Origin of the sequence: Neobacillus sp. C211 (genome assembly GCF_051842875.1) — a bacterium.
Taxonomy (GTDB): Bacteria; Bacillota; Bacilli; order Bacillales; family Cytobacillaceae; genus Neobacillus.
Window position 1 is genome coordinate 21052 of the sequence record NZ_JBPXRO010000005.1, and the last position, 13224, is coordinate 34275.

At 40.6% G+C, this 13224-nt stretch carries 11 protein-coding genes, 1 other RNA gene and 1 other annotated feature; of the genes, 2 read left to right on the forward strand and 10 right to left on the reverse strand.

Annotated features, from left to right (window positions below; genetic code table 11):
* Nucleotides 1-66 precede the first annotated feature (66 nt).
* Genes mnmA through cymR form a run of 3 tightly spaced genes read right to left on the reverse strand, consistent with a single transcriptional unit; the run spans nucleotide 67 to nucleotide 2832 of the window.
* Nucleotides 67-1185 (reverse strand): tRNA 2-thiouridine(34) synthase MnmA, encoded by a 1119-nt coding sequence (mnmA, locus tag ACSU6B_RS06600; protein WP_410883782.1) that lies wholly within the window; start codon nucleotides 1183-1185, stop codon nucleotides 67-69.
* A gap of 39 nt (nucleotides 1186-1224) precedes the next feature.
* The gene (locus ACSU6B_RS06605) at nucleotides 1225-2367 is read right to left on the reverse strand and encodes a cysteine desulfurase family protein (RefSeq protein WP_410884065.1); all 1143 of its coding nucleotides are present in this window, start codon (nucleotides 2365-2367) and stop codon (nucleotides 1225-1227) included.
* Between the two features lie 45 nt (nucleotides 2368-2412).
* Nucleotides 2413-2832: a cysteine metabolism transcriptional regulator CymR gene (gene cymR, locus ACSU6B_RS06610; protein WP_088089084.1), complete on the reverse strand. Its 420-nt coding sequence runs from the start codon at nucleotides 2830-2832 to the stop codon at nucleotides 2413-2415.
* Nucleotides 2833-3004: 172 nt separating this feature from the next.
* Here cymR and ACSU6B_RS06615 point away from each other — a divergent pair, with 172 nt between their 5' ends.
* Nucleotides 3005-4276 carry a replication-associated recombination protein A gene (locus tag ACSU6B_RS06615; protein WP_410883784.1) on the forward strand — a complete coding sequence of 424 codons (1272 nt, stop codon included), beginning with the start codon at nucleotides 3005-3007 and terminating at the stop codon, nucleotides 4274-4276.
* A 61-nt stretch (nucleotides 4277-4337) separates the two neighbouring features.
* Here ACSU6B_RS06615 and ACSU6B_RS06620 read toward each other — a convergent pair whose 3' ends face one another.
* From ACSU6B_RS06620 to ACSU6B_RS06650, 7 genes are all read right to left on the reverse strand, one after another.
* A complete protein-coding gene (locus tag ACSU6B_RS06620) occupies nucleotides 4338-5282 on the reverse strand; it encodes an ABC transporter permease (protein WP_410883786.1) in 945 nt (314 codons plus the stop codon).
* Nucleotides 5275-6204, reverse strand: coding sequence for an ABC transporter ATP-binding protein (locus ACSU6B_RS06625; protein ID WP_410883788.1), 930 nt, complete (start codon nucleotides 6202-6204; stop codon nucleotides 5275-5277). The genes ACSU6B_RS06620 and ACSU6B_RS06625 overlap by 8 nt, the downstream gene beginning before the upstream one ends.
* 332 nt (nucleotides 6205-6536) lie before the next feature.
* Nucleotides 6537-7304, reverse strand: coding sequence for a tRNA threonylcarbamoyladenosine dehydratase (locus ACSU6B_RS06630; RefSeq protein WP_168245173.1), 768 nt, complete (start codon nucleotides 7302-7304; stop codon nucleotides 6537-6539).
* Between the two features lie 161 nt (nucleotides 7305-7465).
* Nucleotides 7466-7663: non-coding RNA, 6S RNA (gene ssrS / locus ACSU6B_RS06635), on the reverse strand.
* 66 nt (nucleotides 7664-7729) lie between these two features.
* Nucleotides 7730-9499 (reverse strand): aspartate--tRNA ligase, encoded by a 1770-nt coding sequence (aspS, locus tag ACSU6B_RS06640; protein ID WP_410883790.1) that lies wholly within the window; start codon nucleotides 9497-9499, stop codon nucleotides 7730-7732.
* 14 nt (nucleotides 9500-9513) lie between these two features.
* Nucleotides 9514-10785: a histidine--tRNA ligase gene (gene hisS / locus ACSU6B_RS06645; RefSeq protein ID WP_215000708.1), complete on the reverse strand. Its 1272-nt coding sequence runs from the start codon at nucleotides 10783-10785 to the stop codon at nucleotides 9514-9516.
* A 196-nt stretch (nucleotides 10786-10981) separates the two neighbouring features.
* Nucleotides 10982-11223 (reverse strand) — a binding site (T-box leader).
* 61 nt (nucleotides 11224-11284) lie between these two features.
* The gene (locus ACSU6B_RS06650; protein WP_410883792.1) at nucleotides 11285-11461 is read right to left on the reverse strand and encodes a hypothetical protein; all 177 of its coding nucleotides are present in this window, start codon (nucleotides 11459-11461) and stop codon (nucleotides 11285-11287) included.
* Between the two features lie 167 nt (nucleotides 11462-11628).
* Here ACSU6B_RS06650 and ACSU6B_RS06655 point away from each other — a divergent pair, with 167 nt between their 5' ends.
* Nucleotides 11629-13176 carry an N-acetylmuramoyl-L-alanine amidase gene (locus ACSU6B_RS06655; protein WP_410883794.1) on the forward strand — a complete coding sequence of 516 codons (1548 nt, stop codon included), beginning with the start codon at nucleotides 11629-11631 and terminating at the stop codon, nucleotides 13174-13176.
* The last annotated feature ends 48 nt before the right edge of the window (nucleotides 13177-13224 follow it).

Consider the following 13224-nt stretch of genomic DNA (forward strand, 5'->3'; position numbering starts at 1 on the left):
AGTGAAAGTATATCATATTTTATTAAAAAAAAAGCCTGACTCCTAGAAAAGGAATCAGGGTCTTTATTAGCCAACATATGTTAATCGTTCACGATTTTTAAAGACGTGGTCAATTGTCCCTCCGCCCAGACATTCATCGCCATTGTAAAAAACAACGGCTTGTCCTGGAGTGATGGCACGAATCGGCTCATCAAAAACGACCTCAACTTGAGCATCTTCTAAAAGACGCACGGTTACTTTATGGTCTTCCTGACGATAGCGGAATTTTGCCGTGCATGTAAATTCAGCTGGCTTTTCTCGGTCCGATACCCAGCTTACGCCGACAGCAGAAATGGAATCTGAATATAGTTTTTCATGATGAAAACCTTGGCCCACATAAAGAACATTTCGTTCTAAGTCCTTACCGATGGCAAACCACGGTTCACCCGCTCCACCAATTCCTAAGCCATGTCTTTGACCGATCGTATGATACATTAACCCCTCGTGCTTGCCTTTGACCTCACCATCGAACGTCTCCATGTTTCCTGGCTGAGCCGGCAGATATTGACCTAGGAAATCTTTAAAATTTCGTTCCCCGATGAAACAAATCCCTGTGCTATCTTTCTTTGTAGCAGTGGCAAGATTCGCTTCTTTGGCAATTTCACGAACTTTTGGTTTTTCAAGATTACCTATCGGGAACATAACTTTACTAAGCTGCTCCTGCGTCAACTGGTTCAAGAAATAGGTTTGGTCCTTATTTTCGTCAAGACCGCGGAGCATCTTATATTCTCCATCACGATATTCAACTTGTGCATAATGACCAGTAGCCAGATAGTCCGCACCTAATTTCAATGCATGCTCTAAAAAGGCTTTAAATTTAATTTCCTTGTTACACATTACATCCGGATTAGGTGTCCTGCCTGCTTTATATTCTTCAAGGAAATAGGTAAATACCTTGTCCCAATATTGTTTTTCAAAATTTACCGCATAATAGGGGATCCCGATTTGATTACAAACGCGAATGACATCCTCATAGTCTTCGGTTGCCGTACAAAAACCGGTATCATCCGTGTCATCCCAGTTTTTCATAAAAATTCCGATGACATCGTAGCCTTGCTGCTTCAACAAAAGTGCTGCCACAGAAGAATCTACTCCCCCTGACATTCCAACAACAACCCTTGTGTTTTTTGGATCTTTTCTTTCCATTGATTTTCACCTCTCTTATGCTGCAAAGTCGTCGAAGATTTATTTTTTCAGACGAGTAACAACTTTAGCTGTTTCCTCAGCCGCCTTGATTACTTCCTCGGTAGTCGTATTAAAGCCAAAGCTGAAACGAATCGAATTAGTTAATCGCTCCGATTGTTTCCCAAACATGGCAACAAGCACGTGGGAAGGTTCAATTGAACCCGCAGTGCATGCCGAACCGCTCGAAACAGCAATTCCCGCTAAGTCGAGATTCACTAGCAACGCTTCCACACTTGTTCCAGGAAAGCTTAAGTTTAATACATGTGGCAATGAATATTCAAGCGATCCGTTTCTGTCAAATTCTACATCTAACTGACGGAGCCTTTCAATCAAGGTCTTTTTCAAATCAAAGAATCTATTACGCTTAGCTGTACGTTCTTCATTTGCAATCAACACAGCTTCATGAAATCCAACAATCGCCGAAATATTTTCCGTCCCAGCACGTCTTTTTCTTTCTTGCTCACCGCCGAAGGAACGAGGAGACAGCTTCACAATGGACCTGGAATAAAGAAATCCTGCTCCTTTAGGCCCGTTTATTTTATGGGCAGAGACAGATAACAAATCAATCTGGCTTTCATTGACATCAATGTTTTCGACACCGTAAGCCTGAACGGCATCGGTATGGAATATCGCTTGATGATCTTTTAATAACTGTCCAATCTCGGTAATTGGTTGGAGTGTGCCTACTTCATTATTACCATACATAATCGACACCAAAATGGTATCTTCCCTTAAGGCAGCACGAAGTTCAGTCATTGATATTCGCCCTGTTTCATCCACAGGTAAATACGTGACTTCAAAGTCCATTTTTTCTAACTTTTTGCAAGCATGAAGAACCGCATGATGCTCCGCTGCGGAGGTAATAATATGCCTGCCATTTTGCTGATAGGTTTCCGCAACCCCAAATAACGCCATATTATCTGCTTCGGTTCCTCCACTTGTAAAAATAATCTCGTTTACCTTTGCACCAATGCTGTCCGCTAGCACCGCTCGCGCTAAGTCAATCTGGTGCCGTGCTTCCCTGCCAAAAGAATGGATGCTTGAGGGATTTCCGAAAGTTGATTTCATCACCTCGAGCATTTTTTCAATAACCCTTGGATGCATGGGAGATGTGGCAGCATGGTCGAGATAGATTCGTTCCACATTTACACCTTCTATCAAAATAATTCTCCAATGTTACTTTTTACCCTAAATATAAAACATATAACCATCCGGCTCTTCATCATTACTATGATTTGCTAAATCTTCTAACGTAGTGTTTTCCAAAACATCTTTAATAGCATCCCGAATCCGAATCCACAGCTCCCGTTTGGCCGGTTCTTCATCTTCAATACCTTCAACAGGTGTGATCGGTCCTTCTAGGACACGAATGACATCCCCTGCCGTAATTTTAGATGGAATGTCTGTTAAGATATAGCCACCGTATGCACCCCTAATGCTTTTTACTAAACCTGCATTACGCAATGGGGCAATTAATTGTTCCAAATAATGTTCCGATAAATCATTTGCTTGCGCAATCGTTTTTAATGAAGTCGGGCCCTCACCATGTTTTTTAGCAAGTTCAATCATGATCGTCAGACCATAGCGACCCTTTGTTGAGATTTTCATACCGCACCTCTATTTCATATCTATATTAAAAATAAAAATCCTTAGTAATTTGATAGGCATTAAAATTATATCATATTCTTCTTTAATATGCTTTTTCAAGGAAAAATGATAATGTAAAGCTATACATAATCTAAATGACAATAGAAAAAACCTTTTTTTGGAGAGATGTAACATGCAGCAAAAGCCTTTAGCCTTTCGGATGCGTCCTCGAACGATTGATGAAGTTGTCGGACAAGAGCATCTGGTAGGAGCAGGAAAAATAATTTCAAGAATGGTGAAGGCCAAACAGCTGACCTCGATGATTTTGTATGGACCTCCTGGTATTGGCAAGACTTCCATTGCCAGTGCGATTGCCGGCAGCACAAAGTACGCCTTTCGAACACTGAACGCAGTGACGAATAATAAAAAAGATATGGAAATTGTTGCTGCTGAAGCAAAAATGTCAGGAAAAGTTATTCTGCTCCTCGACGAAGTCCATCGTTTAGATAAAGCAAAGCAAGACTTTTTATTACCTTATTTAGAAAATGGAATGATTGTATTAATCGGTGCTACGACTAGTAATCCCTACCATGCTATTAATCCTGCGATCCGGAGCCGCTGTCAGATTTTTGAGTTAAAGCCGCTAACTCCGGATGAAGTCAAGCAGGCCTTGATTCGCGCCCTTGAGGATGACGAACGCGGTTTTGGTAAATTAAAGGTTGAAATTGAGGATGCCGCGTTAATGCATTTTGCACAAGGTTCGAATGGTGATGTAAGGAGTTCTTTGAACGCACTAGAATTAGCAATCCTTTCAACAGATAAGGATGAATCTGATATCATCCTTATCAATGTCGAAACCGCCGAAGAATGTTTGCAAAAGAAAAGCCTTGTTGCCGATAAAGACGGGGATGGCCACTATGATGTCTTGTCAGCCTTTCAAAAGTCGATTCGGGGCAGCGACGTCAATGCTGCACTTCATTATCTAGGCCGATTAATTGAGGCCGGTGACCTGCCGAGTATCAACCGCAGATTGATTGTCATCGCCTATGAAGATATCGGACTAGCCAACCCACAAGCCGGCGCGCGCACGTTAGCGGCGATTGAAACCGCCGAAAGAATTGGTTTTCCAGAGGCAAGAATTCCACTTGCAAATGCCGTGATTGAACTATGTTTATCACCAAAATCTAACTCGGCTGTCTTAGCCATTCAGGCCGCGCTCGAAGATATTCAAAAAGGCATCGTCGGCGAAGTACCTGACCATCTAAAGGATGCCCATTATAAAGGGGCAAAAGAGCTTGGCAGAGGAATTGACTACAAATACCCACATGACTATGAAAACGGCTGGGTACCGCAACAATATTTACCCAACAAATTAAAACACAAACAATACTACCAACCAAAGAAAACCGGAAAATTCGAGCAGGCACTTGCGATTGTCTATGAAAAACTATCAAGGAAGAAATAATAATAAGGGTGTCAGGCACCATGTGAAAAATTCACATGGTGCCTGACACCCTTTTCTTTATCTAGGCAGCCACGTCTCGTTTTTTAAAGACAAGAAAGGCTAATAATTGGAATATTACAAAGTAGATGAGGAGCATGATGACTGAAAATGACATCGACATTCCTTCCATCATGGGTGTACCGTCCACATATTGCATTAAGTCGGTGTTGGCAAACAAGATGTATTTAGCCCAGCTAAATTTTATCGAAAGCAATACTGTAAATTGAGCCCCTGTGAATAACAAAAATAATGATAAGCCAATTGCTAGAGAACTGTTCCGGAAAACTGATGAAATCATAAACGCCATCGTCGCAAGCATTATCATGTCAATGGATCTAAACCCATAATAAATCATTAGATAAACAATGATATTTTGCTCCGTTACCTGCCCATTGGCATAACTCAAATACGGCACAGGATGGTCAGGCGTTCCAAACAGGATGGAACCAAGTAAAGTAGAGAATGCAAATAGGATGGCCAACATCATCAACGCAAACAACATAACGGTAAGATATTTGGATGCTAAGATTTTGCTGCGATTAATCGGCCGGATTAATAATAGCTTGATGGTACCCCAGTTGAATTCACTCGCAACAATCCCTGCCGAAATAATTATCGTAAATAATCCTGCTAGGATAATCAGTTGTGAAGCGTCTTTCACGAACGTCCAGACATTATATTTTTCATTATAGGGAATATGATGCTTTATTCGGTAGTCATTAATAGCAATTTCTTCCTTATAAAACTGCTTCTCCAGCTTCGAATTGCTTTGCTCCAACTGCTTTTTTAGTGCATCATTTTCCTGCTGTAATGTTTGTTCCCAGTTTTTATCGAGGTTGAAATCCTGTTCCTGGTACTTGTGAAAAATACCAAAAATAGAAATGATAACGATTAGGATCGCAATCATCACATACGTTCCAGGGCGTCTAAAAATTTTCATCCATTCATTTTTTATTAAATTAACCACGACTTGGCGCCCCCTTTTCGGTGGTCAGTTCAAGGAAGCGATCTTCTAAAGTCTTGGCTACTTCTTTGATCGCAAAAACTTGAATATCCTCTGAAACAAATGTTTTCACTAGATTCGGAATTTCTTCTTTTGGAAGCTCCACATTTATACCATTCCTTGAACGGTTTGCTCGAACATTGGGATAGTGGGTCTCCAAAAGAGCCAAAGCCTTATCACTAGGGGCCACTTCGAGTTCATAGGTCATTTCAGTTTCACCGTGGACTAGCTCATGAACAAGCTGCACATCGATCAAGCGCCCATTTTGAATAATCCCAATCCGGTCACACATCATTTCCATTTCTGAAAGCAAATGACTTGAAACGATCACGGCTAGGTTTTTTTCACGTGCCAGGAGGCGGACATAGTCACGAATTTCCCTTATTCCAGCAGGGTCTAAACCGTTGGTTGGTTCATCAAGGATTAACACCTGTGGATCATGCAATAGACACTGCGCTAACCCTAATCTTTGTCTCATACCCAGGGAGTAGGTTTTTACCTTGTCATTTATGCGGTCAGTTAATCCCACAAGTTCCACTGTTTCGGCAATCTTCTCCTTGGAAATTCCTTTTGACATTCTTGCATAGTGGACCAGATTTTGATAGCCAGTTAGAAATTTATACATTTCCGGATTTTCAACAATCGCACCAATATGCCGCACCGCGTCTTCAAAATCACTTTTAATACTTGAACCGCCAACACTGATATCACCTGCTGTTATACCCATTAAACCAACTATCATTCGAATAGTTGTAGTTTTCCCTGCTCCATTTGGACCTAAAAAACCAAATACCTCTCCTTTATTTACTTGAAAGCTAATATTATCTATTATTGTTCTTCCTTTAATTACTTTTGTAACATTTTTTAACTCAACGATTTTTTCCAACCTCTCACTCCTCTCAATGTATCCTCACCTAGTTTATCTTATTGCAGAAGTATTTACCTCATAATAAGGTTATTACCAAAAATGATTTCGGAAAATTTTAACAAAATATTCATATACTTTCCACTAAACGTACCCTCTATTTTGTAAAATAAGATTAGGTTCTCTTAAAATGAGAGGAAGTGGACTATGGCATTAAAGTCTCGTTGTGAGTCGAAGGAATTAAAATTCCTACGTTGCTTTTTCCATTTAGCCCGAGTTTAAGTAAGCCTTGTACCTACTTCGTAAAAAAAATAACCCTAAACCAATAAAAGTTTAGGGCCCCCATACAATTCTTATTTCTCATCAGATACTCGTTGGATTTTTATGCTGCTTAATAATTGTCCTACCACATAGCTTGCCATGATCAGACCTGCAGCAGATGGAACAAAGGCATTGGACGCTGGAGGCATCTGTGCTTTGCGGATAGGTGCATTTTCATTGCCGACTTCCTTTTTAATATCCTCACGAATAACTATCGGACTTTCATCGGAAAAAACAACCGGAATCCCTTTATGGATTCTTTCCTTGCGCAGCTTCGTGCGGATGACTTTTGCGATCGGATCCGTATGAGTTTTCGAAATATCAGCAATCTTAAAACGGGTTGGGTCCATTTTATTGGCTGCTCCCATACTTGAAATAATTGGGATATTTCTCTTCAAGCATTCCTTCATTAAATGAATTTTATAGACAATCGTGTCAGAAGCATCGACGACAAAATCCAAATTATGGCTAAAAATCTGTTCATATGTCTCTTCTGTATAAAACATTTTTAATGAAATGACTTCACAATCTGGATTGATATCTTTGATCCGCTCTTCCATAATCTCTACTTTAGGTCGACCAACAGTTGAAAGCAAAGCAATCAGCTGTCGGTTGATGTTGGTAATATCAACATCGTCTTTATCAATTAAAATTAACCGGCCAACGCCAGAACGGGCAAGAGCTTCAGCAGCAAAGGAGCCTACCCCGCCGATACCTAAAACAGCAACCGTGCTATTTTTCATAATATCAAGGCCTTCTTTGCCGATGGCAAGTTCATTACGTGAAAATTGATGCAGCATTATGTTCACTCCAATATATTAAATTCGTTAAGTTTCTTTTTCCCGATTAAAAATATATCATACACTCCATTAAAAACAAGTATCTTGATAGGAATAATAAAGTTGGAAAGCAAAATAAAACCTCCCGCAACGTTCAGGAGGTTGATTTTAAGCAAATAGAAAAGAGTCCCAATTATGCCGTCACTCTTAATTCCTTAGTTTTGATCCCGCCCTCAGCAGGTGGGTGTCCTGTTCTCGAAATTGTAAGTCCCCTTACCCGTATAAGGGTGAGGCATTTACGCAATCAGGAAACTCTAGACTCCCGTATAAATAATGTTCGGTCAAAACTTCAGGCAACGCAACGTACATTTCAGGACTCTTCTTTGATGCTTTTATAATAGCATATTAAAAATCGGTATTCAAGGTTTCATGAAAGCGATTTCCTGCTATTTTTTGACACTTAGTGACAAATTTAATTCCTTTAATTGCGCCTCAGAAACTTCACCAGGAGCGTTCGTTAACAAGCAGCTTGCACTTGCGGTTTTTGGAAAAGCAATCGTGTCCCTTAGATTCGTACTGCCAGCAAGCAGCATGACTAATCTATCAAGACCGAGCGCGATACCGCCGTGTGGAGGTGTCCCATATTCAAACGCATTTAACAAGAAACCAAATTGTTCCTTTGCTTCTTCAGGTGTAAACCCAAGTACGCTGAACATCTTTTCTTGGATATCACGTTCAAAAATCCGGAGTGACCCACCGCCTAGTTCATACCCGTTTAAGACAATGTCATACGCTTGGGCACGTACTTTTGAAGGATCTGAATCTAAATACTCTAGATCTTCCCTAAACGGCATGGTAAACGGATGATGGGCAGCGTAATAACGACCATCCTCTTCATCATACTCAAGAAGCGGCCAGTCTGTTACCCATAAGAAATTGAACAAACTTGGATCAATTAAATCTAAATCTCTTGCTAGCTTTTGTCGAAGTGCACCTAAAGCATCGGCGACAACCTTCCTCTTATCAGCAACAAACAGAAGCAAATCCCCTGCCGAAGCTTCAAGCGTACTCGTAAGTGCTTTTACGTCTTCCTCAGAGAAGAATTTTGCAATCGGACCTTTTAGTCCTTCAGCGTCCACCTTAAGCCAAGCCAGCCCCTTCGCGCCATACACAGCAACGAAGTCTGTTAAGGCATCAATGTCTTTACGAGAGTATTTCTCAGCCGCACCTTTTACATTGATCGCTTTTACTTGACCGCCATTTGCCACTGCCGAAGCGAATACTTTAAAGCCTGAGTCCTTGACGATTTCTGAAAGATCGACAAGCTCTAGTCCAAAACGAGTATCAGGTTTATCCGATCCAAACCGGCTCATTGCTTCGTCGTAAGTCATGCGTGGGAAGGCAGCAGGTACGTCTACTCCTTTTACTTCTTTCATTAACTTCGTCATCATTTTTTCCATGATACCCATGATATCTTCCTGGCTTAAAAAGCTGGTTTCAATATCGATTTGTGTGAATTCCGGCTGACGGTCGGCACGTAAGTCCTCATCACGGAAACAGCGCGCAATTTGATAATAGCGTTCAATTCCCCCCACCATAAGTAACTGTTTAAAAAGTTGGGGTGATTGTGGTAACGCATAGAATTCTCCCGGATGAACACGGCTTGGCACTAAATAATCACGTGCACCCTCAGGCGTACTTTTTGTCAAAATGGGTGTTTCAATATCTAAAAAGCCTTCACCGTCCAGGAAATCCCTGATCTGCTTTGTTACTTGGTGACGCATTTTTAAGGTTTCAAAAATCACCGGACGGCGGAAGTCTAGGTAACGGTATTTTAACCGAACATCCTCTGAGGCATCGGTTTTGTCAGAAATCATGAATGGCGGTGTTTTCGCTTCATTAATGATCGTTACTTTTTCCGCTTGCACTTCAATTTTACCTGTTTTCAAATTATCATTGAAGGTTGCCTCATCGCGGGCTACCACAGTACCCACAATATCTAAAACAAATTCGTTACGGATCTTTTCAGCAATTTGCAACGCTTCTTTAGATAAATCAGGGTTAAACACTACTTGAACAACTCCTGAACGGTCGCGAAGGTCGATAAAAATTAATCCGCCTAGGTCGCGTCTTTTTTGGACCCAGCCTTTCAGGGTTACTTTTTCACCAACTGCTGATTCAGGTATTTCCCCACAAAAATATGATCTGCCAAACATAAAATATCCTCCCCTTATTCCTGCAACTCTTGGAATTGTTTAATAAAAGTTGCTAAATCGATTTCTACTTGCTCACCAGTCGCCATATTTTTCACATTAATCTTATTATTTTTAAGCTCCTCATCGCCAAGAACCGCCACATATTTTGCTTTTAGACGATCGGCTGCTTTAAATTGAGCTTTAATTTTTCGATTTAAATAATCTCTTTCTGCTGAAAAGCCCGCCCTGCGCAGCTGCTGCAAAAGTCCGACTGTGTAATCCTTAGCTTCTTCCCCTAGTGCAGCGAGATAGCAATCAATGCTTTCGTTAATCTCCAGCTCGATTCCTTCTGCATTAAGAGCAGCAATAAAACGTTCGATACTTAAGGCAAAGCCGATTCCAGGAGTTTCAGGACCGCCAATTTCTTCTGCTAACCCGTTATAACGGCCGCCACCACAAAGCGTGGTAATTGCACCAAAGCCTTCCGCATTACTCATAATTTCGAATGCGGTGTGGTTATAATAATCCAACCCGCGTACTAAGTTGGCATCCACTTCAAAGGGAATATCTAGTTGGGTTAAGTAGCGCTGTAATTTTTCAAAATAATTCTTTGAAAAATCATTCAGAAACTCAAGAATCGATGGCGCTGTTTCCATTAATTCATGCTCACGGTCCACTTTACAATCCAGAATACGGAGCGGGTTTTTTTCAAGACGATTTTGGCAATCATGACAAAACTCGCCAATTCTTGGTTTAAAGTGATTGACTAACGCATCGCGGTGGGCGTTCCGACTTTCCTTATCACCCAAACTATTAATAATCAGCTTCAGCTTTTTTAAGCCCATTTCTTTATACAAGTTCATCGCGAGCGAAATAACTTCTGCATCGATGGCAGGGTCATTACTGCCTAAGGCTTCAATTCCAAACTGGACAAACTGGCGAAACCGTCCTGCTTGTGGGCGTTCATATCTAAACATGGGCCCCATATAATAAAGCTTTACAGGCTGATTAGGCAGCCCAAACATTTTTTTCTCAACATAGGAACGAACTACCGCTGCAGTTCCTTCTGGTCTAAGTGTGAGACTCCTTTTGCCCCTGTCTTCAAATGTGTACATTTCCTTTTGAACAATATCGGTGCTATCGCCAACGCCTCTTGAAAAAAGATCGGTATGTTCAAAAATTGGGGTGCGAATCTCCTTGTATTGATATTTCTCACAAAGTTCTCTCGCTTTTTCTTCAATCAGCTGCCACTTTTCAACCTCTCCGGGTAAAATGTCTTGCGTTCCCCGTGGAATGCTTATTGACATAGTGGAAAACCTCCTCATTTAATCAGTTATGTAAGTATTATGTTTAGCTCCATTAGAGTAATCTTCGAATTCGATACCTCGCACGATAGAAAACCGTTAGCTTTTCTGAAGATCGTCCAGCGTCTAATGAACTTCGCTAAACGGACGCTTCCGCTTTTCTTTTAAACAACAAAAAACTCCCATCCCTTGTATGAATACAAGGGACGAGAGTTATACTAATCCCGCGGTGCCACCCTAGTTGAAGGCATAGACTTCATGCACTTCCTCTTTAACAGTTAACGCCTGCTACGTTCTTCTCCTACTAGAGTTGATCCTTTTTCAGAGAGAAGCCTACGGAGTGTTTCTTCATTAAGTTCCATGTAGAAATGCTTTCAGCCTAGGGCATTTCCTCTCTTTTCATGACTGTGCTTAATTACTATGCTCCATCATTGGTTATGTCGCAATATGTCATTTTATTTTATTTATATTACGGAGCATCGAAGGTATTGTCAAGAGTGTTTTAAGATCTTTCTAAATGTTTTTTTAACTTTCTGACATCACCGATCGTTAATCCAAATTCAGATGCCAGTTCAAACGGGGTAGTATTCTGTTCCTTTTGAATAAAATCATGAAAATCAACGCCGAAAAGTCGTCCATCCATTGACTGGATGTTCATTCCTTTTTCACTTGCTCTCATTCTTAATCACCTCTGCCCTTTCTCCAATACTGATATTATTTCCACCATTCGTGAAAAACTTGCATAATCAATAAGTATTTCTCAATTTATTGGATTATATTAGCAATTTAGGAATGATTTTCAGCTTTTAATACGTTAAAATTGAATTAATAGAAAAGGAGGGTGTTATGGTCAAGAAGCATAGTTTATTGCTATTATCTTTTATTCTTATTTTTGGAGCCTTCCTGCCTCAAGGGAAAAGTGTAGCAGCTTCAGGTTCCATTACTATTTCCACCGATTTAGTCAATGTCCGCGGCGGCCCAGGCTTGAGTTATCCCCTTGTAAAAATAGTTAATCGGGGCGAGAAGTATCAAATTGTAAAGGAGCAAGGTGATTGGATTCAAATTCAATTATCATTTGGTCAAACTGGCTGGTTAGTTAATTGGCTAGTCGCAAAAGATAACGATTTCCAACAAGAAAGTAAACCAGAAAGTACTGCTACGAAAAATAATACAGGGATTGTCAATGGTGATACATTAAACATAAGACGTGAACCCTCCACATCGAGTCCCGTTATTGGGAAATTAACAGGTGGGACAAGCGTAACCATTTATTCTAAACAAAATAATTGGTTAGAGGTTGGCTTTTCTAATGTAAGGGGATGGGTCATTTCTGAGTTTATTGACAGCCAATCATCAAGTACTCAAAATGGCACGACTCAAAACGAAAAGACTGCCATTACCGTCACCGGAACCGTAACAGCGAATAGTCTTAGTGTTCGCTCAGCGGCCTCATTAAATTCAAACCTCATTGGAACTGTAACCTATGGTTTAAGTTATAAGATAGTAGAAGAGAAGAATAACTGGGCAAAAATAGAATACAAGACTGGTAGTTTCGGATGGGTTGCCGGATGGTATCTTGATAAAAAAACAGTGAAATCCCAATCTGGCCAAGCTGTGAAGGAAAGTATCATTACGATAATACATAACGGGACAAATATCCGAAAAGAACCAAACGTGCAGTCAGGTGTCCTCGAGCGTGCAAACAAGGGCAGTAATTATCCCGTTAAAAGGGTAATTAATGACTGGTATGAGATTAAGCTGAAGAACGGAAATGCAGGGTATGTTGCTGGCTGGCTTGTTTCCATTAACGGAACGAAACAACAGATTGAAAAGCCCGGAGCCGAATTATATCTTAAAAATAAAACCATTGTTCTGGACCCAGGACATGGAGGAGTGGATAAAGGGGCTACTGGTGCGAGCGGAACATATGAAAAAGAGCTTACACTTAGGACTTCCCAGCTTTTATCTAATAAATTAAAAGCCGCAGGAGCCAATGTCTACGTAACGAGAAAAAATGATTCTTACTTACAACTCGCTGCTCGAGTGAATATGGCAAGTAATTACAAGGCGGATGCTTTTATCAGCCTTCATTACGATAGTAATTTAGATCGCAGTGTTCGAGGAATGACTGGCTTTTATTATCATTCCTATCAAAAAGCCCTGGCTGAATCCATTTTTACATCAACCATTGGACAAACAAAATTGATAAACCGTGGGGTGCGTTTTGGCGATTTCCATGTGATCCGTGAGAATAGTCAAAAAGCCGTTTTAATAGAACTTGGCTATTTAAGTAACCCGGAAGAAGAAATGACGATAAAATCCAGTGGATTCCAAGAAAATGCCGCTTCTGGTTTGTTTATTGGATTAGCCAGATATTTTAAAGAGAATGAATAAGGACCCTGGCAGGTTTCTACAAATTCCTCGAACTAGCAAACGCCAAAA